Here is a 24,030-nt window from a genome sequence, read left to right as displayed (position 1 = left end):
GGTCATGCTGCTGCGTCTCGCCCTGGCCCTGTCCCTCCTGGCCGGCGCCGCCCAGGCCGCGCCCCTGGCCCCCGGAACGGCCGCCTTCGACGACTTCACCTATAGCGGCCAGGACCCGACCGACGCGGCCCTGGCGCCCGGCCAATACGCCAACCCGATCCTGAAGGGCTTCTATCCCGACCCCAGCGTCACGCGGGTGGGCGATGACTACTACCTGGTCAACTCGACCTTCGCCTGGTTCCCCGGCATCCCGGTGTTCCACAGCAAGGACCTGGTGAACTGGACCCAGATCGGCAACGCCATCGACCGACCCGGCCAGCTGGACTTCAAGCGGCTGGCCATGTCGCGGGCGGTGTTCGCGCCGGCCATCACCGAGCACGCGGGCGTGTTCTACATCCTGAACACCTGCGTCGACTGCGGCGGCAATTTCCTGGTCACGGCCAGGGATCCCAAGGGGCCGTGGTCGGATCCGGTGTGGCTGCCGGAGATCGACGGCATCGACACCTCGCTGTTCTTCGACGTCGACGGGCGGGCGTGGATCGTCAACAACGGCCCGCCGCAGGGGGCCTCGCGCTATGACGGCCACCGGGCGATCTGGATCCAGGAGTACGATCCCAAGGCCGGCAAGATGATCGGGCCGCGCTCGGTGCTGGTCGACGGGGGCGTGGATCCCGCCACCAAGCCGATCTGGATCGAGGGGCCGCATATCCAGAAGGTCGACGGCCGCTACTATCTGACCGCCGCCGAGGGCGGCACGGCCGAGGGCCACTCGCAGGTGGTGCTGCGGTCGGACGCGGTGACGGGGCCCTACGGGCCCTATGCCGGCAACCCGATCCTGACCCAGCGCGACCTGCCCAGGGATCGCGCCCACCCGATCACCTCTGCCGGCCATGCCGACCTCGTCCAGACTCAGGACGGCGCCTGGTGGGCGACCTTCCTGGCCGTGCGGCCCTATGGCGACGATGCGTACAACACCGGCCGCGAGACCTTCCTGCTGCCGGTGGAGTGGAAGGACGGCTGGCCGGTGATCCTGCCGGCCAAGACGGCCATCCCCTATGCGGCCAGGCGGCCGAACCTGCCGGCGGGATCACAGCCGAAGACGCCGACCACCGGCGCCTTCACCGTGCGCGAGACCTTCGACGCTCCGGCCCTGGGCCTGGACTGGATGACCATGCGCATACCGTCCGGGCGGTGGTGGGAGCTGAAGGACGGGGCGCTGGTTCTGAAGGCGCGGCCCGATCGCTTGGGCGGGTTCGAGCAGCCCTCGATCTGGGCGCGCCGCCAGCAGCACCTCGCCGCCAGCGCCGAGACCACCGTACGCTTTGCGCCGAAGGGCGACGGCGATCGGGCCGGGATCGTGGCGTTGCAGAACGACGCCTTCTTCTACGCCCTGACCGTCGCCGGCGGCCAAGGCGGGCGGCCCGAGGTGCGCCTGGAGAAGCGGGCGGGCGAAAAGGATCCGGTCGACGGCGTGGTCGTGGCGCGCGCGCCGCTGGACGTCGCGGCCGGGGCGCCGGTGCGGCTGCGGATAGAGGCGCGCGGCGGGCTCTACGACTTTTCCTATGCGACCGGCGACGGCGCCTGGAACAGCCTGGCCCGGGACCAGGACGGGACCATCCTGTCGACCAAGGTCGCCGGCGGCTTCGTCGGGACCATGCTGGGCCTCTACGCCCGGGCGGACGGAAAGTGAGACGCCGCGACCTGCTGGCGGGGACGGCTGCGATCTTTTCGGGTAGTGGGGCCGCCGGCGGGCCGGCCGCCGCCGGGGTCGCGGTCCTGAGCGGCGAACAGGCCCATGCGGCGATGCTGCGGCGGCTGGGGATCAAGGCCCTGCGGCCGGGCGTCGACGGCATGAACCCCAAGGCCGCCAACCCGGTGAACTACGACGAGGCCAGGGCCGGGCCGTTCAGCCTGCTGCCCGATCCCCTGGCCCTGCCGGACGGGACGCTGGTGAGCGCTGCGCGGACGTGGTGGGATGTGCGGCGGCCCCAGATCGTCGAGGCCTTCGCCCGCGAAATTCACGGCCGGGTCCCGCGCGGCCTGCCCGCGCCGGTCTGGCGGACGGTGAAGGAGGAGCGTGTCACGCGCGGCGGCGTGGCGGTGGTCGAGCGACGGCTGGCCGGCGACGTGACGGCGCATGGCCGGACAGTGACCATCGACCTGCTGGTCGGAACGCCGGAGGGCGCGGCTAATCTACCAGCGGTGATCGAACTGGGCTTTCCCGACGGCCCGCCCTGGATGCGGGGCCGGCCGCTTCCGCCCGGTCCCGATTGGCGAGACGCCGCGATCGCGCGCGGCTGGGGCTACGCCGTCTACGCCCCGACCAGCGTGCAGCCCGACGACCCGGGCCAACTTCAGGCAGGGATCATCGGCCTGGCCAATCGCGGCCGGCCGCGCGATCCGGACGACTGGGGCGCCCTGCGCGCCTGGGCCTTGGGCGTCTCGCGGGTGCTGGACCTGCTGGAGACCGATCCCGCCATCGACGCGCGGCGCGTGGCGGTGGCGGGGATGTCGCGCTACGGCAAGGCCGCGCTGCTGGCCATGGCCTATGAGCCGCGCCTGGCGGGCGGCTACATCGCCTCGTCGGGCGAGGGTGGGGCCAAGCTGCACCGCCGCCGGCGCGGCGAGCAGGTCGAGAACCTGGCGGCCGTGGGCGAGCACCATTGGATGGCGGGAAACTTCCTGCGCTATGCCGGGCCGCTGACCGCCGACGACCTGCCGGTGGACGCCCACAGCCTGATCGCCCTGGCCGCGCCCCGGCCGCTGTTCATCGGGACGGGCGGCGATGCGACTGACGGCTGGGTCGACGCGCGCGGCATGTTCATGGCCGCGGCGGCGGCGAGCCCGGTCTACCGGCTTCTGGGCGGGACGGGGCTGGACCGCGCGGCGTTTCCACCGCCCCTGACCCTGACGGCCGGCGATGACCTTGTTTTCCGCCAGCACGCCGAAGGGCACACGCCCGGGCCCAACTGGCTGTATTTCCTGGATTTCGCCGAGCACGCTTTCAGGCGAGCGGCGTGAAGCGCGTAAGCATCGGCCATAGCTGAACAGCGGCGGCGAGGCCCAGCGAGCCGATCACCACCCAGCCGACGAAGAGCGCGAACATCGGGTGGCGCTGCCACCAATGCGCTCCGCTCAATGAGCCGCCAGTAGCCCTGGCCATGACGTTTCCTTCCCGACGAGCGAAGAACGGTCCAAGTAGAAAATGGCCATTCTTCTTCTGGCTGAACACGAGCCCTCGGTTTTTAGTGTGCTCTCGTCCAGCCGAATGTCTATTCTGACATTTCGTCGCATAGATAACACGAGTCGCTCAAACATGCGCACCGCTCTCATCGCCCTGGGGTTGTCCGTCGCTCTCGCCGCTCCGGCCCTGGCCCAGACCACGCCGACCCCGGCGCCGGCCCCGAACGTCACGGCCAATCCGGCCGCCGAGAACCTGGCCAAGTCGACCGCCTGGCTGGCGGCCAACGCCAAGCAGCCGGGCGTGATCACCCTGCCGTCGGGCCTGCAATACAAGGTCACGACCGCGGGCGCGAAGGATGCGCCCTCGCCGAAGGAAGGCGAGATCATCAAGGTCCACTACGAGGGCAAGCTGGTCGACGGCACGGTGTTCGACAGCTCTTTCGCGCGCGGCAAGCCGCTGATCGCGCCGCTGGGCGGGCTGGTGCCGGCCTGGATGGAGGCTCTGCCGAAGATGAAGGTGGGCGACGAATGGACGCTGTTCGTGCCGCCGTCGCTCGGCTACGGCGACCGCGCCGCCGGCGAGATCCCGCCCAACAGCGTGATGATCTTCCGGGTCAAGCTGATCGACATGATGACGCTGGACTGATCATGAACCTCCCCCTGTGGGGGAGGTGATCGCGCAGCGATCGGTGGGGGGAGTTTGCGAAGGCCTGGCCAACGCACGGGAAGCTGAAAGCGTCCCCCCACCGGCCTTCGGCCGCCTCCCCCACAGGGGGAGGTTCTCTTGTCCTTACTTCCGGCTCTTCATCAGCGGCTGGATCCTGGTTCCGAAGTCATCGATGCCCTGGACGAAGTCGTCGAAGGTCAGCAGGACGCCGCCGGTGCCTGGAACCTGCGCGATCTCGTCGAGCATGCGGGCGATGCTTTCGTAAGACCCCACCAGGGTGCCCATGTTGAGGTTCACCGCCGATTCCGGCGCGGCCAGCTGGGCGGTGTTGGTGGTGGCGCCGGCGGCGGCGTTGGGCGCGGCCTGGTTGGTCAGCCAGGCCAGGGCCTGCTGGTCGGCCCCGTCACGGTATTTCTGCCATTTGGCCAGGGCCTTCTCGTCGGTCTCGTCGGCGATGACCATGAACAGGATGAACGAGGCGACGTCGCGGCCGGTCTTGGCGGCGGCCGCTTCCAGCCGCTTGTTGACCGAGGCGAAGGCGGTGGGGGTGTTGGTCCCCTTGCCCAGGGCGAAGCTGTAGTCGGCGTATTGCGCCGTGAAGGCCAGGCCCTCGTCCGACGAGCCGGCGCAGATCAGCTTGGTCTCCTGCGGGTGCGGGCTGACCCGGCAGTCGTCCATGGTGAAATACTTGCCCTTGAAGTCCGAGACGCCGGTCTCCAGCAGGTCCTTCAGCACCGTGGCGTACTCGGCCAGGTAGTTATAGCGGTCGGTGTAGTGCTGCTCGCCGGGCCACAGGCCCATCTGGCTGTATTCGGCCTTCTGCCAGCCGGTGACCAGGTTGATGCCGAAGCGGCCGGGGGCGATGGAGTCGATGGTCGAGGCCATGCGCGCGACGATCGCCGGCGGGATGGTCAGGGTGGCGACGGTGGCGAAGACCTTGATCTTCTGGGTCACAGCCGCCAGGCCGGCCATCAGGGTGAAGCTCTCGAGATTGTGCTCCCAGAACTCGGTCTTGCCGCCGAAGCCGCGCAGCTTGATCATCGAGAGCGCGAAGTCGAGGCCGTAGCGCTCGGCCTTCTGGACGATGGTCTTGTTGAGCTCGAAGCTCGGCATGTACTGCGGCGCGGTCTCGGAGATGAGCCAGCCGTTGTTGCCGATGGGGATGAAGACGCCGACCTGCATGGTGTTAGTGCCCCCTTATGAGCGTGATGCTGGATGCGATGAGAAAGATGCTCCCCCTCTGGGGGAGCTGTCGCGAAGCGACTGAGGGGGGGAGTGGCTGCGAAGCCGGCCAAGTCCGCGGAGGCTGAAAACGCCCCCCTCCGGCCCTCTGGCCACCTCCCCCAGAGGGGGGAGGATCTATTGCGAAGACCTCGCTCATTCGTCCCCTCCCAGGAACTTCACGAGCGAGGCGTTGAAGCCGTCGGCGTCAGTCACGCTCGAGGCGTGTCCGCCCCAAGGCAGCACGTCGAGCGTGGCGTTGGGCAGGCGCTCGGCCAGGCGATGGGCGCAGGTGACCGGCACCAGCATGTCGTCGGCGGTGGCGCTGACCAGCACCGGGTGGGTGATCTGCGGCAGGCGCTCGTCGATTTCGAAGGCCAGCAGGGCGCCGATGCGGGCCAGCATCACCGCCTTGGGCGGGAAACCGGACACGTGGTGCGGCTCCTCGGCGGCCAGGCGCTCGCTGTTCTGCGAGATCCAGGTCGCCGGATAGAGGAACAGGGCCTGGGCGTGGACGTAGGCGGCGGGGCCGGTGTCGTTCAGCAGGTGCAGGCGGGTGTCGAAGCAGCGCCTGATGTGCGGGTCGGGCCGCGACCAGCCGTTGACGACGACCAGCTTGCCCAGCCGGTCGGGGTGGGAGAGCGCGAGCGCCAGGCCCGCATTGCCGCCGGCCGCATGGCCGACCACGTGGGCCTTCGCGATCCCCAGGGCGTCCATGACCTTGACCACGTCCTCGGCCATGTCGGCGACGGCGTAGGGCTTGTCGGCCGGCAGTTCGCGCACGCTGCGACCTGTGCCGCGGTGATCGTACAGCACCACCGGCCAGCGCGCGGTGAGGGCCGCCATCTGCGGTCCCCAGAAGTTTCCCGAACCGCCCAGGCCAGACGACATCAGCACGACCTCGCGGCCGGCGATGGGACCGCCGTGCAGTTCGTAGTGGAGGCCGTCGACGGTCCCGGTCTGCACGGCGTGCGTCACTTCTTGCCGATGTGGGCGACGGTGGCGATCTCGACGAGGAAATCGGGGCGCACCAGACCGCACTGGATGCAGTAGCGGGCCGGCTTGTCGCCCGGGAAATACTCGGCATAGACCTTGTTGATGGTCTGGTAGTTGGCCCAGTCGGTCAGGAAGATGTGGTTCATGGTCACGTCGTCCATCGTGCCGCCGGCGGTCTCGATCACCGACTTGATGGTTTCCAGCACCTGCCGCGTCTGGCCCTCGGCGTCGCCGACATGGGCGACGTTGTTGTCCTTGTCGAAGGCCAGGGTGCCAGAGACATAGACCACCCCGTCGGCCAGCGTGCCCGGCGAGAACGGCGCGATCGGCGTGCCCGTGCCGGGCGGGGTGATGACGGTCTTGGGCATGTGTCTCGTTCCTTCTTCAAGCAAGCTCGTCATCCCGGACGACCTCGACGAGGTCGATCCGGGACCCAGGGGCGGGCGGCGGTGCGGCGGCCACTGGGTCCCGGCTCTCCGCTGCGCTGCGGCCGGATGACGAAGGATTTTTCGCGATCTACTTCGGCGCCAGCTGCCCGAACGCCCCCTTGAAGTCGGCCACGGTCGAGACCCAGCCGAAGAAGGTCTCGATGTTGTAGAGGGCGGCCTTCTGCACGAAGTCGGGGCCGGCCTGGTGGGTGGCGTCCTCCAGCACCGTGCCGAAATATTCGAGGAAGAAGCCGTCGCGCAGGGTCGACTCCACGCAGACATTGGTGGCGATGCCGACGAAGACCAGGTTCTTGATGTTCCGCGAACGCAGCACGCTGTCGAGCTGGCTGTTGAAGAAGCCGGAATAGCGGGTCTTGTGCAGACAGATGTCGCCCGGCTGCGGCGCCAGTTCGTCGACCAGCTCGTAGTCCCACTGGCCGCGCGCCAGGAGCTTGCCTTGAAGTTCGGGCTTGGCGCGCATGGTCTTCAGCGCGTTCGATTTCCACCAGTTGGGCGAGCCGGGGCCGCCGGCTTCCACGTACTGGTCGTCCCAGCCGTTCTGGAAATAGATCACCTGCACGCCGGCTTCGCGGGCGGTCTCCAGCACGCCCTTGATCTGCTGGATGCAGGCGGCCGCGCCGCCGATGTCGAAGCCTGCCAGATCCAGATAGCCGCCCTTGGAGGCGTAGGCGTTCTGCATGTCGATGACGATCACCGCCGTGCGGGCCGGATCCAGCGGGATCGGCTCGGGCCGGGCCGGCAGCATGACGGAGTCGTCGGTGGCGATCATGGTCTTCCCTGAGTGGTCGCGGCTCTGGCGGCCGCATCCCGGGCGTCATGGAAGATCAATCTACGCGACGAGGCAATACGATCGATCCGACGGCGCCCCAGGATGGGTGCTGAGCGGATCGACCATCACGATGAGCCGAAGAACATCGGTCAAGCGCCTGGCCGGCGCCAGGCGCGGGCGCGCGCGGCTGCCCGTTCAGGCGTCGGTGGCGGGGTCGTCTTCGCCCAAAGCTTGGGCGCCGTCGGCGCGGACCGTCAGTGTGCAGACGAGCCCGGTGGCCAGGTAGTCGAACTGGGCCTCGCCCTTCAGTTCATTGCGCAGGCTGGCGGCGATCAGGCGCGAGCCGAAGCCCTTGCGGCTGGGCGGGCCCGTCAGCTTGGGGCCGCCGCTCTCGACCCAGCGCAGGGCCAGGCGATCGGGGGCCAGCGGGTCGCGTCGCCAGGTGACCTCGACCCGGCCGGCCGGGGTGGACAGGCCGCCGTACTTGGAGGCGTTGGTGGCCAGCTCGTGGAACACCATCGACAGGGCCAGGGCCGCGCTGGGCGGCAGGGCGGCCGACGGGCCCTCGATGCGGGCGCGGTCGCCGTAGGGCTCCAGGGTCTGGCGCAGCAGGTCGGCCAGGTCGGCGCTTTCCCACACGGTGCGGGTCAGGAGATCGTGGGCGCGGGCCAGGGCGTAGAGCCGCTCGTTGAAGGCGTCGAAGCCAGGCACGGCCTCGCCCTTGCCCAGGCTCTGCAGCGCCAGGGACTGGACCGTCGCCAGGGTGTTCTTAACCCTATGATTCAGCTCGTTGATCATCAGCTGCTGGCGGGCCTGGGCGCGCTTTTCCTCGGCCTCGCGGGCGCGCAGCTGGCGGGAGGTGGCGTGCAGGGCCTCGCGCACCTCGCCGATCTCGCGCAGGCCGCCGCTGGTCTGGGCCGGCATCTCGCCGCCCGAGGCCATGAGCCGGGCGTCGGCCACCAGGGCGCGGACCTCGCCGGAGATGCCGCGCGAGAACAGCAGGGCCGCCCCGGCGCCGATGGCGAGCAGGGCCAGGCCCGCCACCACCAGCAGGGCCAGGGACGAGAGGTTGGCGCGCTCCAGCTCGGTGCGCGGCACGCCGACGATGAAGCTCCAGCCATAGGTCGGCGAGCGGCTGAAGGCCGACAGGGTGGGGGTGCCGTCAAGGGTGTAGGTCTCGAGCACGCCGTCGTTGTCCTTGGCCATGGCCTCGAGCATCGGCTTGCTGGCCGAACGGCCCAGCATCTTCTCCTGGTCGCGCGAGCGGGCCACCAGGCGGGCGTTGCGGTCGACGATGCTGGCGGTCCAGCTGCGCGGCACGCCCTGGGCGGCGAACAGCGGCGCGAAGGCGGCCGGGGTCTGGATATAGGCCAGGTCGTAGAGCTCGCCGTCGACGATCACCGGCATGTCGATGGCCACGATCGGCTGGCCCGCCACCTTGCCCTGAGTGAGGTTGGAGACCGTGGTGCGGCCCGAGCGGACGGCGGCCCAGCGTTCGGGCGGCAGGCCGGCGGTGCGCGGCGGGACCTGGCCGGGCGGCATGCGGGTGTTGATCACCTGGCCGCGCGGCGAGATCAGCACGATCCAGGCGTCCTTGCTGCGCACGGCGGCGCGGGCCTGGCGCTCGAAGCTTTCCAGGTCGCCGGCCGCCAGGGCGGGCGAGACGGCCAGGGCCTGCAGGGTGCTCTGGCCCAGGGCCAGCTGGCGATCGACGGCCAGGCCGAGGGCTCGGGTCGTGGCGATCAGCTGCTGTTCGTAGCGGCCCTGGCTCTGGCCGTATTCGGCGCGGGCCAGCAGGGCCATGAACACGATGGCCGGGGCGACCAGGCACAGGGCCATGACCAGCAGTCGTCGTCGGACGGTGGGCGGTCCTGCGGCGGCTGAGGCGGCGTCGACCTGGGTCATGTCTCTGGCCAAGCGCTGCCGGCTCCAAATTCGAAGTCGCAAGAGGAAAAGGCGCGCCGGCTGGCTGGTCAAGCTCCCCGCGACATCCCGTCGCGGGCGAGCAAGGCTTCTTTAGGGCGGCGGCGCGGTCGAGGCGCGCAGGGCCAGTTCGAATGGCAGCAAGTGATCGGCGCGCGACAGCTTGCCGTCCTTGGCGGCCGCGGCGACCAGCAGGTCGACCGCCTGGGCGGCCATCTCGGCCACCGGCTGGCGCACCGTGGTCAGCGGCGGCAGCGAAAGCCGCACGCTGGGCGTGTCGTCGAAGGTGGCCAGCGACAGCGCATTGGGAATGGCGATGTCCAGTCGGCGGGCCACGTGCATCACCGCCAGGGCGGTCTCGTCGTTGCCGGCCAGGATGGCGGTGGGGCGGTCGGGGCGCGACAGCAGCGCCTCGGCGGCCGAGACACCGCCCTCGAAGGTGAAGTCGCCGGGAACCAGCAGGGTTTCGTCGACGGGCAGGCCGGCGGCGGCCAAGGCCTGGCGATAGCCGTCCTCGCGGGCCCGGCTGGCCAGGAACCGGGCGCTGCCGGTGACGAAGCCGATGCGGTGGTGGCCAAGGCCGACAAGGTGCTCCGTCAGCTGGCGGGCGGCGGCGTGGTCGTCCATTCTCACCCGCGCGCCCGGACCGGCCGCCGCCGAGCCCATGCGCACGAACGGGACCTGGGCGCGCTTCAGCGCCTCCAGCACCGTCGGGTCCTCGCAGTTGGGCGGGGTCAGGATCACCCCGTCGGGGCGCAGCGACGACAGCACGTGCTGGACCCGCCGGGCCAGCTGGTCGCTCTCCAGGTCGATCAACTCGCACAGCAGGTGATAGCCGTGGACGTCGCAGCGGAGCATGGCCCCGTACTGCATGCGGTCGATCCAATTGTTGCCCCGGTCGCTGCGCCAGTTCTCCAGCGTCAGCCTGCGGTCGTTGAAGGCGACGATCAGGAACGAGCGCGATCCGCCCAGGCGGCGGGCGGCGATGTTGGGGGCGTAGCCCAGCTGGTCGATGGCCGCCTGCACGCGCTCGCGCAGCTGCGGCGTGACCGTCGGCTCGTTGTTGACCACGCGCGAGACGGTCTTGACCGAGACCCGGGCCTTTTCGGCCACATGGACGATGGTGACGTTGCGCATCGGGCTCCCGCCGCCGGCTTTCGGCGCGGTGTTAGCGATAGCGCGGCCATGGCGACCGAGTCGAGCCGGTTCCTGAGGGTAAGGCGCCAGTAGAGGGCGTATTCAGTCAAAGTAAGACATCGTTGTCAGAAATTCGTAGTGCTCTTATTTCGGTTGAAATCGCTTTCAGTGGAACGGCTTGCGGTGAATTTGTCCTCACGTGGACAAATATAAGCGTGTTGACACCAAGTAAGACAACGTTGTCTCGTCATCTCGTGAGGCGGTCGCAAGCAGACGACCCCGCGAGCGGGAGGCCAGATCCATGCGTGTGCGCATGGCCCGGGGGCCGCCGCGCGCCCGTCGGCCAGCCGCCGCCTCGAAACCCTACGCTGCTCCCGTGGCGTGTTCGGGCGCGGCGGCCTCTTTCCCCTTGGCCGTCGCGCTCCTTTTTCGATCGAGGCCGCCCGTGACGCCGTTCCGCCTTTCCGCCCTAGCCCTTCTGGCCGCCACCAGCCTGACCAGCGTCGCGAGCGCCGAGGCGCTGACCCCCGCCGGCAAGGCGACCGCGCATGTCGCCGCCTGGCCCGTGGTCAAGAGCCCTGCGGCCCTGACCGATGCGGCGACCGAGGCGAAGATCACCGCGCTGATGGCCAGGATGTCGGTGCGGGAAAAGGTCGGCCAGACGATCCAGGCCGACATCGGCTCGATCCGTCCAGAACAGCTGCGCGAGTATCCGCTGGGCTCGATCCTGGCCGGCGGCAGCTCGGGCCCCAACGGCGACGACAAGGCCGGTCCGAAAGAGTGGGCCGAGTTTGTCGACCTGTTCCGCGCCGTGTCGCTGGAGACGCGCGACGGCCACGTGCCGATCCCGCTGATGTTCGGCATCGACGCCGTGCACGGCCACAACAACGTGGTCGGCGCCACGCTGTTTCCGCACAATGTCGGCCTGGGCGCGGCCCGCGATCCCGACCTGATCGAGCGCATCGGCAAGGCGACCGCCGAAGAGGTGGCCGTGGCCGGCGGCGACTGGACCTTCGGGCCGACGGTGGCCGTGCCGCGCGACGACCGCTGGGGCCGCGCCTACGAGGGCTATGGCGAGGATCCGGAGATCGTCAGAAGCTATGCCGGCCGCATGACGTTGGGCCTGCAAGGCAAGCTCACGGCCGGCAAGGCGCTGGAGGCCGGCCGCATCGCGGGCAGCGCCAAGCACTTTCTAGCCGACGGCGGCACGCTGAACGGCAAGGACCAGGGCGACGCGCCGGTGTCGGAGGCCGACCTCGTGCGCCTGCACGCCCAGGGCTATCCGCCCAGCATCGAGGCCGGCATCCTGACGGTGATGGCCTCTTTCTCCAGCTGGAACGGCGTCAAGCACACCGGCAACAAGACCCTGCTGACGAACGTGCTGAAGGACCGCATGGGCTTTACCGGCTTCGTGGTCGGCGACTGGAACGCCCACGGCCAGGTCGACGGCTGCTCGAACGTCTCGTGTCCGCAGGCCCTGAACGCGGGCCTCGACATGTATATGGCCCCCGACAGCTGGCAGGGCCTGTTCGACAATACCTTGCAGCAGGTGCAGAGCGGCGAGATCAGCATGGCGCGCCTGGACGACGCCGTGCGGCGCATCCTGCGGGTGAAGGTCAAGTCGGGCCTGTTCGACCGCGTCGCCCCGCCGGTTCAGGGCCGCTACGAGCGGGTCGGCGCGCCCGATCACCGCGCCCTGGCCCGCGAGGCGGTGGCGAAATCGCTGGTGCTGCTGAAGAACGACGGCGTGCTGCCGATCAAGGCGGGCGCGAAGGTGCTGGTGGCCGGCGACGCCGACGACATCGGCAAGGCGGCCGGCGGCTGGACGCTGTCCTGGCAGGGCACGGGCAACACCAACGCCGACTTCCCCGGCGCCCAGTCGATCTGGAGGGGCCTGAAGGAGGCAGTCGAGGCCTCGGGCGGCAAGGCGACCCTGTCCAGGGACGGCGCCTTCACCGACAAGCCGGACGTGGCCGTGGTGGTGTTCGGCGAGACGCCCTATGCCGAGTTCCAGGGCGACTTGCAGCACCTGGAGTACCAGCCGGGCGACAAGACCGATCTGGCCCTGCTCAAGAAACTGAAGGCCGCCGGCGTGCCGGTGGTGGCGGTGTTCCTGTCGGGGCGTCCGCTGTGGGTGAACCCCGAGATCAACGCCTCGGACGCCTTCGTCGCCGCCTGGCTGCCGGGCTCGGAAGGCGGCGGCGTGGCCGACGTTCTGGTCGCCGGCAAGGACGGCAAGTCCAGGCGCGACTTCACCGGCAAGCTGTCGTTCAGCTGGCCCAAGCGCGCCGACCAGGGCCCGCTGAACAAGGGCGATGCGGGCTATGACCCGCAGTTCGCCTACGGCTATGGCCTCAGCTACGCCAAGCCCGGCAAGGTGGCGACGCTCGGCGAGGTGTCAGGCGTGTCCGGCGCCGGTGTCAATGTCGACAAATACTTCATCTCGGGCCGCACGCCGGCCCCGTGGCTGCTGTCGACCGCCGGCGGGGTGAAGCTGACCGCCATCGACGCCGCCGCCCAGGAGGACGCGCGCCTGGCGACCTGGACAGGGCCCGGCGCCCTGCTGGTCAACGGCCCGCCGGCCGACCTGACCCGCCAGACCACCGGCGACCTGTCGATCGCCTTCACCTACCGCGTCGACGAGCGGGCGCCGGGGCCGGTGGGCTTTTCGGTCTCGTGCGGCGAAGGCTGCGCCGGCGGCGTCGATGTGACGAAGATCTTCGCCGACGCGCCCGTGGGCGAATGGCGCAAGACCCAGATCAAGCTGTCGTGCCTGAAGGCCGCCGGCGCCGACATGAGCCGCATCTCCTCGCCGGTGGTGCTGTCGGCGCAGGCCGGCTTCAAGCTGGCCTTCAGCGAGATCCGCCTTGAGCCGACCGAGGCGCATGTGGGGTGCCCGGGGAGCTAGGGAAGCTTACTTTTACCTCCCGTCATTCCCGCCACAAGGGCGGGAATGACGGGAGGTTATTAAGGGGATGAAGCCCGTCCCCCCAGCCGCTCCAGCAGCGCGTCGCGATAGGTCCGGCTGGTGACCACCTCGTCGCCGCTGGCCATGGCCAGCCGCCAGGAGCCGTCCGACAGCGGACGGGCCTCGCGCACGTGGGCGAGGTTGACCAGCGACGAGCGATGGGCGCGGGCGAAGAGGCGGGGGTCCAGCCTCGCTTCCAGGCTTTGCAGGGTGGCGCGCAGCAGCCCTTCGCGACCGGCCCAGTGGACGACGACATAGTTGTCGGCCCCGCCGAACCATTCGACGGCCGAAACCTCGATCGGGATGCGGCGCGCCCCCGACATCACCATCAACCGTTCGGCCGTCTCCGCCGGCGCGGCGACGGCGCGGGCCTGCGCTAGCGCGGCTTCCAGCATGGCGTTGCGGGCCCGGGCCTCGCGGGCGCGACGGTGGTGGACGGCGGCCAGGCCGACCGCGACGATGGCCGAATAGAGCAGCAGGCAGACCGGTGTCCGCTCCAGCATGCGGGCGCCGAGGGCGGTCTCGCCGCCGACGAAGGCGCGGTCGATCAGGCTGGCCGCCAGGGCTTCCAGCGGCACGACGGCGAGGCCGGCGGCGAAGCTCGCCGCGATCCCGCGCGCTCCGGCTTCGAACCGGCGCAGCACCAGCCAGACGATCCCAGCCGCCGGCAGCCAGGCGGCGTAGATCCCGCCCTGCCAGAGCAGGGAGGCGGCCACGGACAGGCTCTCGCCGCGCCCCGCCGCCAGCCGGCGGGCGAACCAGGCGGCGTTGACGCTCGTGACCGTCCAGCTGTAGGCGGTGAAGGCCCAGACCCAGGCGGCGGTCGGCGCGGCCTTCAGGCGAGCGACCATGTGCGCCGCCGCCGGATGGCCAGGGCCGCGATCCAGATCACGGCCATCGGTTGGAACAGCAAGGTCGGCCAGAGCTGGCTCCACGGCGTTGGCAGGAAGGTCAGGAAGTTGCCCGAGAAGGCGCTGAGCACCGCGCCATAGGCGCCCAGCATCTTCATAAGATGCTCGTAGGTCCAGAGGTCGGGCGAGAACGGCCAGTCACCGGGGCGCGCGAACCGCCAGAGGTCCCAGCCGCCCATCAGGAAGGCGCCCCAGACCAGGGCGACGGCCGGGGCGCGCGGGGCGTCGCTGTCGCCGGCCAGCAGCAGGGTCAGCACCCAGCCGCCGATCGCCACGACGGCCAAGGTGGCGATCCAGTCGAGGGTCGTGGCGCGCTGGCCCGGATCGCGATCGGGCCGCTTGCGGCGCAGCACCCGATAGCCCGAGAACAGGCCAAGGCTGGCCGTCGCCGACAGGGCGGTGAAATAGGCGTTGAAGTGCAGGGCCGTCATCAGCCAGGCGGCCGCCAGCATCACCCCCATCAGGACGACGAACACGCGTCCCGAAAGTCGGTGCAGGCGCGAGCCCTTGCGGGTCAGGATCGGGGCGAGGCCCGCGGCGACGGCGGCCAGGCCGCAGGCGATGTGCAGGGCGAGGGCAGGGGCGAAGAGCTGTTGCATGACCGCCGTGGTGGCCGGCGCGCCATGGGCGGGGAAGCGGCGTGGGGCGGATCGCGGCGACGCGGGGCGAGGCCCAGGCCCTAGCCCAGTCCCTCCAGCGCCGCGATCAGTTCGGCGAAGGCTTCGGGCGGGGCTTCGCCCTGGTCGAGCAGCAGGTCGTCGAGGTCGCGGGCGAGGTCGGTGACGCCTGCGTAGCCGAACACGCCCGCGGCGCCGGCCAGGCGGTGAACGATGTAGTGCCGGTCCTTCATCGAGGTGTCGGCCGCGCGCAGCCTGGCCAGGTCGTCGGCGACGCGGACCAGGAACTTGGCCCGCAGCGGGGCGAGGGGATCGGCGGTGGTCATCGAGCGAGGATCGCGCGCACGTCCTGGGCCAGGGTCATCGGATCGAACGGCTTGGTGATGACGTCGGCGGCGCCGAAGCCCAGCAGGCGGGCGCGCTCCTCGGCCTGGGCGCGGGCGGTGATGAAGATCACCGGCGCGCCGTCCAGGTCGCCGCGTTCGCGCAAACGCTCCAGCACGGCCGGGCCGTCCATGTCGGGCATCATCACGTCGAGCAACACCACGTCGGGGCGCCAGGCGTCGCCGTCGAGCATGGCGAAGGCCTCGACCCCGCCGCCGGCCGAGCGCACTTCGATGCCGGGATCGAGCTCCAGCGAAAAGGTCGCCACCTCGCGTATGTCGGCCTCGTCGTCGACGTACAGGAGCTTCAGGTCAGTCATCGGCGTCTCTTGGAATCGGCGTCCGAGGCGAGCTTGCGCACAGTTCGGGCCAGCTGGTCCAGCGTGGTCTTGGACTTGGTCAGCACCGCGTCGACCGAGGCGGCCAGCGCCTTGTCTTCCAGCGGCTGGGCCGAGAATACGATCACCGGCACGGGTTCCTCGCCGCCGTCGTGCAGGTCGCCCAGGAGCTCGACGCCGTTGCCGTCGCCAAGGCCAAGATCGAGGATCACGACGTCGGGCCGGGCGTCCTGCAGGGCGGCGCGGCCGGCGCGGACGCTGTCGGCGTGGCGGACGGCGCAGCGTTCCTGCAAGGCGTCGCGGACCACGGCGTGGACGTCGAGGTCGTCCTCGACGTGCAGCACCTCGATGCGGCGGGTGTCGGCGTGGCCGTTGACGGCGCGATGCACGGCGGTGCGCAGGCGCTCCAGGTCGATGGGCTTTTGCAGCCAGTCGACGACGTCCAACGCCTCGCCACGCCCCTCGGCGGCCTCGGCCGAGATCACCAGGGCGGGGATGTCGCGGGTGGCGGCGTCGGCGCGCAGGCGGCGCAGCAGGTCGAGGCCGCTGCCGTCGGGCAGGCGCACGTCGGTGACGAAGGCGTCGAAGCCGCCGATCTCGATCACCGCGCTGGCCGAGGCGACGTCGCCGACCGTGTGCACCCGCACCCCGGCCTCGCGCAGGGCCTGCGACAGGATCTCGGCGATGTCGGGATCGTCCTCGCACAGCAGCACCCGGGCCGCGCCGTCGGACGGCTCGGGTTGACGGGCGCGGGTCTCGATCGTCGCCAGTTCGAACATGAAGGTCGCGCCCTGGCCGGGCTCGGACTCGAACCACAGCCGGCCGCCGTGGCGCTGGACGATCTCGCGCGAGATGGCCAGGCCAAGGCCGGTGCCGCCCTTGGCCCGGGTGTCGGAGGCGTCGGCCTGGGCGAACTTCGAGAAGATGCGGTCACGGAAGGTTTCGGGCACGCCGGGGCCGTGGTCGCGCACGCAGAAGCGCAGCAGGTCGGGGCGCGGGGCCGAGACCTTGACCTCGACCTTTCCGCCGGCCGGCGAGAACTTGGCGGCGTTGGACAGCAGGTTGGCGGCCACCTGGGCCAGGCGGTCGGAGTCGCCGCGCACCAGCGGCAGGCCCGGCGTCACGTCGAGTTCGAAGGCGACGTTCATCTGGCCGCCCAGGCCGCCCATGCCGTCGACCGCCCGCCGGGCCAGCTCGCCCAGGTCCAGCGGCTGCAGGTCGAACTCCATCTGGCCGGACTCGATCTTCTCGATGTCGAGGATGTCGTTGATCAGCCGCACCAGGCGTTGGCAGTTGGAATGGGCGATGCCCAAGAGGCGCGCGGCCCGCTCGGGCAGGGCGCCGGCCGCGCCGCCGACCAGCAGGCCCAGCGAGCCGGCGATCGAGGTCAGCGGCGTGCGCAGCTCGTGGCTGACGGTGGAGACGAACTCGGCCTTCAGCTTCTCGACCCGGCGGCGCTCGGAGATGTCGCGGATCGAGGCGGCGACGCGCTCGCCCTCGGGCAGGCGGACGAGGCCGATCGAGGCCTCGATGGGGAAGGAGGTCCCGTCCGCGCGACGACCGATCAGCTCGCGCAGCACGCCCTTGGTCAGGTCGTCCGCGCCTGACAGCTGGCGGATGAACAGCTCGCCCCGGTCGGGCAGGTCGATGAACTGGGCCAGGGCCTTGCGCAGCAAGGCCTCGCGCGGCTGGCCGAACATCTCCTCGGCGGCCTTGTTGACCGTCTCGATCGTGCCGCTGGGATTGAGGGTGATGATGGCGTCCTGGGCGTTGTCGAGAATGGCGTCCAGGCGCCCGGCCGTGGCCTGGGCGACGGTAAACAGCTGCTGGCGGGCGCGGATCTGGCGCGACAGCAGCAGGAAGGCGGCCAGCAGGAACACCACCAGCACGATGAACAGCGTCTGGGTCAGGCGCTCGGTGCGCTTGGTCAGGGCGTCGTTCGCGGCGATGCGCCGATCGAGGGCGGCCTTGTCAGCGGCCTGGAGTTCGGTGGTGACGACGCGGATCTCGTCCATGATCACCTTGCCCTGGCCGCTGGAGACCAGGGTGCGGGCGGCGTCTGGGCCTTCGTCCCGGCGCAGGCGGATGCCTTCGGCCATGGTCCCTTGCTTGCGCTCGATGAGGGCTGTGAGGCGGTCGAACACGGGATCATCGCCGGCGATCAGGTCGCCGACGTCGCGCTGGCGCAGGGCGCGCAGCGAGGCCAGGTGGCTGGGCAGGCGCCGCTGGGCGGCGTCATAGGGTTCGAGGAAGCGCTGCTGGCCGGTGATCACGAAGCCGCGCTGGCCGGTCTCGGCGTCCTGCAGCAGGGAGAACAGCGTCTGAAGCTGCATGCGCTGCTCGTAGGAGTGGTCGACGGCCTCGCGCAGCACGCGCCCGCGGGTGAACTCGCGCTGGATCTCCCAGGTGGTCAGCAGCAGCAGCAGCGGGGCGACGATCAGCCCCAGGATCACCGAGATCAGCAGGCCGCGTTGCTCGCGGCGCAGGAGGAAGCTGGTCATGGGCGGAGGTTTCCTCGGGGGCGTTCGAGTCGACAGCTTAGAGCCGGTCGGCGGCGCGACCAAACGCGGGTTTCCCGCTACCGTTGACTTACCCCGGGTCACGACGAAAACCATGTTATCCGAGCAGCCGCGACAGACGGCGCGCAGGGAGGTTCGGATGACTGAGGCCGCCGCCGTCGACTTCGCCCGCATGCCCACGCTGGGAGACGTCGCCCGCTACCACGCGCAGGAACGACCCGACGCCGTGGCCTTCTCGTTCGAGGGACGCGACACCCGCTTCTCCGACCTCGACCGGCACACCAACCAGGTGGCCCGGGCCCTGATCGCCGAGGGTTTGAAGCCGGGCGACCGCATCGCCTATGTCGGCAAGAACAGCGACCTCTATTTCGAGATGCTGCTGGGCGCGGCCAAGGCCGGGATCGTCACCGCGCCGATCGGCTGGCGCCTGGCGCCCGCCGAGATCGCCTACATCGTCGCCGACACCGAGGCGAAGATGGTGTTCGTCGGTCCCGAGCTCGTCGATCACGTGGGCGAGGTGGCCAAGCTGCTGGACGGGCCGCGCCCGCCGGTGGTGGCCATGGAGCCGGGCGGCCCGGCCGACCTGCCGCTGTTCACCGCCTGGCGCGACGCCCAGAGCGACGTCGATCCGGCCACGCCGCTGCGGTCGTCGGACGTGGTGCTGCAACTCTACACCTCGGGCACGACCGGCAAGCCCAAGGGCGCGATGCTGACCCACGACAACCTGCTGGCCATGCGCAAGGCCGCCGCCGAGCGCGCGCCGATGGACTGGAACGTCTGGGGCCCCGACGACGTCAGCCTGGTGGCCATGCCCGTGGCCCATATCGGCGGCACGGGCTGGGGGCTGGTGGGCCTGTTCAACGGCGCCAAGGGCGTGGTGGCGCGCGAGTTCGACCCGACCAAGGTGCTGGACTTCATCGAGCACGACCGGGTGTCGAAGATGTTCCTGGTGCCCGCGGCCCTGCAGATCGTCGTGCGGCTGCCGAGAGCGCGGGAGATCGACTATTCGCGCCTCAGCTACATCCTCTATGGCGCGGCCCCCATTCCGCTGGACCTGCTGCGCGAGAGCATCGAGGTGTTCGGCTGCGGCTTCGTCCAGCAGTACGGCATGACCGAGACCACCGGCACGGTGGTCTACCTGCCGCCGGAAGACCATGATCCGGCCGGCAACAAGCGCATGCGCTCGGCCGGCCTGCCGATGCCGGGCGTCGAACTGCGCATCCTCGACGAGGCCGGCGGCGTTCTACCCGCGAACACCGTGGGAGAGATCGCCGTGCGCAGCGGTTCCAACATGGCCGGGTACTGGAAGCTGGACGCCGCCACCGACGCGACCATCGACGCCGACGGCTGGCTTCGCACCGGCGACGCCGGCTATCTCGACGAGGACGGCTATCTGTTCATCCACGACCGGGTGAAGGACATGATCGTCTCCGGCGGCGAGAACATCTATCCGGCCGAGGTGGAAAGCGCCGTCTACGGCCATCCGCACGTGGCCGAGGTGGCGGTGATCGGCGTGCCCGACGACAAGTGGGGCGAGGCGGTCAAGGCGGTGGTGGCGCCCCGGCCCGGCGTCACGCCCGATCCCGACGACATCATCGCCTTCGCCCGCACGCGGATCGCGCACTTCAAGGCGCCCAAGAGCGTCGACTTCGTCGAGGCCTTGCCGCGCAACGCCTCGGGCAAGATCCTGCGCCGCCAGCTGCGCGAACCGTATTGGGCGGGGCGAGAGCGACGGGTGAACTGATGGCCGATCCCCTTTCGCGAGCCGCGGCGCGACTGCTGGCGCCCGACGAGGGGCCGAAAATCGACTTTTCCGCGCCGCCGGGGGCGCCTGCCCTGACCTCGCCGGACTCGGTGTCCTGGCGGGTGTTCAAGAACCCGGTGTCGCTGTTCGTCGGCGGCATCACGGCGGTGATCCTGGAACTGGCCGAGCCGCGCGTCCGCTCGGGCGTCTGGGACCATTCCAGCTTCAAGGCCCAGCCCCTGAAGCGGCTAAAGCGGACGGGCCTGGCGGCGATGGTCACGGTCTACGGCCCGCGCGAGACGGCCGAGAAGATGATCGCCGGCGTGGTGCGCATGCATGGCCACGTGACCGGCCAGACCCCGGCCGGCGTCGGCTACCAGGCCAACGACCCGGCGCTGCTGGACTGGGTGCAGGCCACTGCCAGCTTCGGCTTCATCGAGGCCTATCACGCCTACGCCCGCCCGCTGAGCCAGGTCGAGCGCGACGCGGCCTTCGCCGAGGCCGCTCCGGGCGCGCGGCTCTATGGCGCGACCGGAGCGCCGACCTCCGAGGCCGCGTGGAAGCGGCAGCTGGCGCTGATGCTGCCCAATCTGGAGCCCTCGGAGATCGTCTTCGAGTTCCTGGAGATCATGACCAGCACCCCGCTGCTGCCGGGGCCGCTGCGGTTGATCCAGAAGCCGCTGGTGCGGGCGGCGGTGGCGATCACGCCAGTGGAGGTGCGCGCACGGCTGGGCCTGGGCGAGGCCTTCGACCTCAACGGCGTCGAGCGGCGGCTGGTGCGCCTGGCGGGCGCCAGCGCCGATAAGGTGCCGATCAAGGGCTCGCCGGCCGTGGAATCCTCGCGGCGCATGGGGCTGCCGGAGGACTACCTCTATCGACGGCGGGCGGCTTAACCCGTCCCCCTCGATGGGGGAGGGACAGGGGTGGGGGTGTTGCGGCGGCTCGACTGGCATCTGGTCCTGACCTGTTGTCACCCCCATCCCCGACCCTTCCCCCATCAAAGGGGGAAGGGAGAAGAGGGGCGAAATGTAGGATCGCGCCTTCTCCAACCGTCCTTGCAGCGAACCATCAGGGAGCAGGGTCATGAGAAAGCTGATCGTCGCCGCCTTCGTCAGCCTGGACGGGGTGATGCAGGGGCCGGGCGGACCGGACGAGGACCGGCGCGGCGGCTTCGCCCATGGCGGCTGGGTGGCGCCGTATTCGGATCCGGTGACCGGCCAAGCGGTGATGTCGCTGTTCGAGGCCCCGTTCGAACTGCTGCTGGGCCGCCGCACCTACGAGATCTTCGCCGCCCACTGGCCCTACCAGGATCCGGCGAACCCGATCGCCGAGCGCTTCAACGCCACGACCAAGCACGTCGCCTCCCGCGATCCGGGCCTGGCCCTGCCTTGGGAGAACAGCCGCCTCGTCGGGCCTGACGCGGTGGAGGGCGTGCGGGAGCTGAAGGGCGAGGCGGGCCCGGATCTGCTGACCCAAGGCTCGACGCAGCTGGTCCACGCCCTGCTGGCCGCCGACCTGGTGGACGAGATGCAGCTGATGGTCTTTCCGCTGCTGCTGGGACCTGGGCGGCGGCTGTTCGACGAGGCCGCCGCGCCGGGCGGCTGGGCCCTGACCGGCTCGATCCTGGCCGAGACCGGCGTCGTGGTGAACCGCTACCGCCGCGACGGTCCGGTGCGCACCGGCTCGTTCATGGTGCAGGAGCCGAGCGAGGCGGAGTTGGAGCGGCGGGCTGCCTGGGCGGGGGAGGGGTGAGTTCCAGGACGAAAACCTCTTCCTTCGACGGGCTCAGGATGAGGTTTTTCCTCCGCCCGAGCATATGAATGATCCTCATCCTGAGCTTGTCGAAGTACGAGGATCACCCACCGCTCGATCGACCCTCAAGCCACGCTGACCGGCGTCGGGATGGCGGTGGCCGGTTCGCGGGCCTTGCCGGGCGCTGCGATCGTGAAGGCGCCGCGCAGGCGGATGTCGGCCGAGGACGAGCCGACCATGACCTCGACCTTGCCGGCCTCGACCCGCCAGCCTTCCGGGCTCCAGATCGCCAGTTGGGCGGCGGCGAGGGTGAAGGTCACGCGCCGGCGCTCGCCGGGCTTGAGGGTCACGCGGACGAAGCCGCGCAGCTCCTTGACCGGCCGGGCGACGCTGGCGACCGGGTCGCGGACATAGAGTTGCACCACCTCGTCGGCGGCGACCGAGCCGGTGTTGGCGATGGTCAGCGACACCTTCACCGCGCCGCTTGGGGCGACGTTGTCGCGGTCGAGCGCCAGGTCGGAATAGGCGAAGCTGGCATAGCTCAGGCCATGGCCGAACGGGAACAGCGGGCCGATGTCGACGTCGTGGTAGCGGACGGTGTCCTTGGCAAGGTCCGGATCGGCCGGGCGGCCGGTGGGGACGTGGGCGTAGTAGGTCGGCGACTGGCCGGTGGCGCGGGGGAAGCCGACGGGCAGCCGGCCGCCGGGCGCGGCCTTGCCGAATAGGATGTCGGCCAGGGCCGGTCCGGCCTCGACGCCGAGGAACCAGGTGGCCAGCACGGCCGGAGCCCTTTCCAGCACCTCGGGCGCGACCAGGGGGCGGCCCGACGGCAGCAGCACGACCACCGGCTTGCCGACGGCCAGCACAGCGCGGGCCAGGGCGCTCTGCGCGCCGGGCAGGGAGAGGTCGGAGCGGCTGCGGGACTCGCCGCTGTGGTCGAAGTCCTCGCCGACCATCAGCAGGACGAGGTCGGCGACCTTGGCGGCCTCGACGGCGGCGGGGATCCCCGTCTCGTCGTCGCTGCGCGGACCGGCGCCGGCGACGTGGACGATCTCGGTTCCGGTCGGTGCGATGGCCTTCAGGGCGGGTAGAAGCGGGGCGACGTCGGCGACCTGGCCGCGCGCCTTCCACGAGCCGAGCTGGGAAAGGTTGTCGGTCGCCAGGGCCCCGATGACGGCGATCTTCCTGGCCGAGGGCGCGATGGGCAGCAGGCCGCCGTCGTTCTTCAGCAGCACCACGGCCTTGCGCGCCGCCTCGCGGGCGATGGCGCGATGCTCGGGGCCGACGAAGACGGTCTTCTCGCGCTCGACGTCGCCGAAGCGATAGGGATCGTCGAACAGGCCAAGGCGCATCTTGGCGGTCAGGATCCGGGTCACCGCCTGGTCGAGCAGAGGCGAAAGCGACGGATCCTGGCTGATGGCGGTCTTCAGGTGGGCGGCGTAGACGCCGCTGGCCATGTCCATGTCGATCCCGGCCTTCAGCGCCAGGGCGGCGGCCTGCACCGGGTTCTCGGCGATGCCGTGATTGATCAGCTCGAGGATGGCGTTCCAGTCGCTGACCACCAGGCCGGGCCAGGTCCACTGGGTCTTGAGCACGCCGCGCACGAGGGCGGTGTTGGCGGTGGTCGGCGCGCCGTTCAGGTCGTTGAAGGCCGTCATCATCGTGCCGGCGCCAGCCTTGGCCGCCGCATGGAAGGGCGGCAGGTAGACCTCGTTCAGCGTGCGGTCCGACAGCTCGGCGCTGTCGTAGTCGCGGCCGCCGGCCGCCGCGCCATAGGCCCCGAAGTGCTTGGCGCAGGCCAGGATGGAGTCCTTGGCGGCCAATCCCTTGCTCGATGGGCCCTCGCCCTGGAAGCCGCGCACCTGGGCGGCGGCCATGACGCCGCCCAGATACGGATCCTCGCCGGCCCCCTCGACGATGCGGCCCCAGCGCGGGTCGCGGGCGATGTCGACCATCGGCGCGAAGGTCCAGTGCAGGCCGCTGACGGCGGTCTCGACGGCGGCCATGCGGGCGGTGGCGCGGACGATCTCCGGGTCGAAGGTCGCCGCCATGGCCAGCGGCACGGGGTAGAGGGTGCGGAAGCCGTGCACCACGTCGATGGCGAACAGCAGCGGGATCTTCAGCCGCGACTCCTCGACGGCCGTGCGTTGCAGTTCGCGCAGGAAGGCTGCGCCGGCCACGTGCAGGTACGAGCCGACGCCGCCCTTGCGGACGAGGTCCAGGGCCGTCGCGTCGATCTTGGAGTTCAGCGCCTTCTGGCGGCCGCCGGCCGGCTGGTGGGTCTGGCCGATCTTCTCGTCGAGGGTCATCTGCGCCAGGAGGGCGCGGACGCGGGCGTCCTGGTCGGCGGCGAGCGCGGGCAGGGCGGGCGCCATGCCCAGAGCGGCCCCGGTGGCCAGCAGCGCGCGGCGGTCGATCAGCGGTCCCATGGCGTCCTTCTCCCTTCGATCGTC

The 24,030-nt window shown here is 70.4% G+C and carries 20 protein-coding genes; 7 read left to right on the top strand and 13 right to left on the bottom strand.

Going from position 1 to position 24,030, the window contains the following annotated elements; genetic code table 11:
• Positions 1–4 precede the first annotated feature (4 nt).
• Complete coding sequence (locus SGCZBJ_RS21780) at positions 5–1,690, top strand: glycoside hydrolase family 43 protein (protein ID WP_101720022.1); 1,686 nt, start codon at positions 5–7, stop codon at positions 1,688–1,690.
• Positions 1,687–3,021 (top strand): alpha/beta hydrolase family protein, encoded by a 1,335-nt coding sequence (locus SGCZBJ_RS21775; protein ID WP_240621605.1) that lies wholly within the window; start codon positions 1,687–1,689, stop codon positions 3,019–3,021. The genes SGCZBJ_RS21780 and SGCZBJ_RS21775 overlap by 4 nt, the downstream gene beginning before the upstream one ends.
• Here the strand turns inward: SGCZBJ_RS21775 and SGCZBJ_RS25470 are convergent.
• Positions 3,005–3,232, bottom strand: coding sequence for a hypothetical protein (locus SGCZBJ_RS25470; RefSeq protein ID WP_133149309.1), 228 nt, complete (start codon positions 3,230–3,232; stop codon positions 3,005–3,007). The genes SGCZBJ_RS21775 and SGCZBJ_RS25470 overlap by 17 nt on opposite strands.
• An 84-nt stretch (positions 3,233–3,316) precedes the next feature.
• Between SGCZBJ_RS25470 and SGCZBJ_RS21770 the strand changes: the two genes are divergently transcribed.
• Complete coding sequence (locus tag SGCZBJ_RS21770) at positions 3,317–3,829, top strand: FKBP-type peptidyl-prolyl cis-trans isomerase (RefSeq protein WP_101720020.1); 513 nt, start codon at positions 3,317–3,319, stop codon at positions 3,827–3,829.
• A gap of 144 nt (positions 3,830–3,973) precedes the next feature.
• On the opposite strand, the gene rutA is transcribed toward SGCZBJ_RS21770, so the two are convergent.
• The 6 genes from rutA to SGCZBJ_RS21740 form a co-directional block, all read right to left on the bottom strand.
• The gene (rutA, locus tag SGCZBJ_RS21765; RefSeq protein WP_101720019.1) at positions 3,974–5,032 is read right to left on the bottom strand and encodes a pyrimidine utilization protein A; all 1,059 of its coding nucleotides are present in this window, start codon (positions 5,030–5,032) and stop codon (positions 3,974–3,976) included.
• 195 nt (positions 5,033–5,227) lie between these two features.
• Positions 5,228–6,037, bottom strand: coding sequence for a pyrimidine utilization protein D (gene rutD, locus SGCZBJ_RS21760; protein ID WP_101720046.1), 810 nt, complete (start codon positions 6,035–6,037; stop codon positions 5,228–5,230).
• Positions 6,038–6,045: 8 nt separating this feature from the next.
• The gene (rutC, locus tag SGCZBJ_RS21755) at positions 6,046–6,435 is read right to left on the bottom strand and encodes a pyrimidine utilization protein C (protein ID WP_101720018.1); all 390 of its coding nucleotides are present in this window, start codon (positions 6,433–6,435) and stop codon (positions 6,046–6,048) included.
• A 148-nt stretch (positions 6,436–6,583) separates the two neighbouring features.
• Positions 6,584–7,285: a pyrimidine utilization protein B gene (rutB, locus tag SGCZBJ_RS21750; protein ID WP_165799410.1), complete on the bottom strand. Its 702-nt coding sequence runs from the start codon at positions 7,283–7,285 to the stop codon at positions 6,584–6,586.
• A gap of 195 nt (positions 7,286–7,480) precedes the next feature.
• Positions 7,481–9,202, bottom strand: a complete 1,722-nt coding sequence (locus SGCZBJ_RS21745; protein WP_338065467.1) for a sensor histidine kinase — start codon at positions 9,200–9,202, stop codon at positions 7,481–7,483.
• Positions 9,203–9,301: 99 nt separating this feature from the next.
• Complete coding sequence (locus SGCZBJ_RS21740; protein ID WP_101720016.1) at positions 9,302–10,345, bottom strand: LacI family DNA-binding transcriptional regulator; 1,044 nt, start codon at positions 10,343–10,345, stop codon at positions 9,302–9,304.
• Between the two features lie 445 nt (positions 10,346–10,790).
• Here SGCZBJ_RS21740 and SGCZBJ_RS21735 point away from each other — a divergent pair, with 445 nt between their 5' ends.
• The gene (locus SGCZBJ_RS21735) at positions 10,791–13,253 is read left to right on the top strand and encodes a glycoside hydrolase family 3 protein (protein WP_420808187.1); all 2,463 of its coding nucleotides are present in this window, start codon (positions 10,791–10,793) and stop codon (positions 13,251–13,253) included.
• 59 nt (positions 13,254–13,312) lie between these two features.
• Here SGCZBJ_RS21735 and SGCZBJ_RS21730 read toward each other — a convergent pair whose 3' ends face one another.
• The 5 genes from SGCZBJ_RS21730 to SGCZBJ_RS21710 form a co-directional block, all read right to left on the bottom strand.
• On the bottom strand, positions 13,313–14,164 hold the full coding sequence (locus tag SGCZBJ_RS21730; RefSeq protein ID WP_240621604.1) for a LytTR family DNA-binding domain-containing protein: 852 nt from the start codon (positions 14,162–14,164) through the stop codon (positions 13,313–13,315).
• Complete coding sequence (locus SGCZBJ_RS21725; RefSeq protein WP_101720015.1) at positions 14,149–14,823, bottom strand: DUF2306 domain-containing protein; 675 nt, start codon at positions 14,821–14,823, stop codon at positions 14,149–14,151. The genes SGCZBJ_RS21730 and SGCZBJ_RS21725 overlap by 16 nt, the downstream gene beginning before the upstream one ends.
• 80 nt (positions 14,824–14,903) lie before the next feature.
• Positions 14,904–15,167, bottom strand: a complete 264-nt coding sequence (locus tag SGCZBJ_RS21720; protein WP_101720014.1) for an Hpt domain-containing protein — start codon at positions 15,165–15,167, stop codon at positions 14,904–14,906.
• Positions 15,164–15,544 (bottom strand): response regulator, encoded by a 381-nt coding sequence (locus tag SGCZBJ_RS21715; RefSeq protein WP_101720013.1) that lies wholly within the window; start codon positions 15,542–15,544, stop codon positions 15,164–15,166. Before SGCZBJ_RS21715 ends, SGCZBJ_RS21720 begins: the two co-directional genes overlap by 4 nt.
• On the bottom strand, positions 15,541–18,063 hold the full coding sequence (locus SGCZBJ_RS21710; protein WP_165799409.1) for a CHASE3 domain-containing protein: 2,523 nt from the start codon (positions 18,061–18,063) through the stop codon (positions 15,541–15,543). The genes SGCZBJ_RS21715 and SGCZBJ_RS21710 overlap by 4 nt, the downstream gene beginning before the upstream one ends.
• A gap of 157 nt (positions 18,064–18,220) precedes the next feature.
• On the opposite strand from SGCZBJ_RS21710, the gene SGCZBJ_RS21705 reads away from it, so the two are divergent.
• The 3 genes from SGCZBJ_RS21705 to SGCZBJ_RS21695 all read left to right on the top strand — a co-directional run bounded on the left by SGCZBJ_RS21705 (position 18,221) and on the right by SGCZBJ_RS21695 (position 21,577).
• Positions 18,221–19,825, top strand: coding sequence for a fatty acid--CoA ligase (locus SGCZBJ_RS21705; protein ID WP_101720042.1), 1,605 nt, complete (start codon positions 18,221–18,223; stop codon positions 19,823–19,825).
• On the top strand, positions 19,825–20,718 hold the full coding sequence (locus tag SGCZBJ_RS21700) for an oxygenase MpaB family protein (RefSeq protein WP_101720011.1): 894 nt from the start codon (positions 19,825–19,827) through the stop codon (positions 20,716–20,718). Before SGCZBJ_RS21705 ends, SGCZBJ_RS21700 begins: the two co-directional genes overlap by 1 nt.
• A gap of 190 nt (positions 20,719–20,908) precedes the next feature.
• Entirely contained in the window at positions 20,909–21,577 is a 669-nt protein-coding gene (locus SGCZBJ_RS21695; RefSeq protein ID WP_101720010.1) for a dihydrofolate reductase family protein, read from the top strand.
• 125 nt (positions 21,578–21,702) lie between these two features.
• Here SGCZBJ_RS21695 and SGCZBJ_RS21685 read toward each other — a convergent pair whose 3' ends face one another.
• A complete protein-coding gene (locus tag SGCZBJ_RS21685) occupies positions 21,703–24,006 on the bottom strand; it encodes a glycoside hydrolase family 3 N-terminal domain-containing protein (RefSeq protein ID WP_205685454.1) in 2,304 nt (767 codons plus the stop codon).
• Positions 24,007–24,030 lie beyond the last annotated feature (24 nt).

This window comes from Caulobacter zeae (assembly GCF_002858925.1).
In the GTDB taxonomy this organism is placed as follows: Bacteria; Pseudomonadota; Alphaproteobacteria; order Caulobacterales; family Caulobacteraceae; genus Caulobacter; species Caulobacter zeae.
The sequence above is the reverse complement of the archived record's forward strand: the minus strand, read 5'-3'. Positions and strand labels throughout refer to the sequence as shown.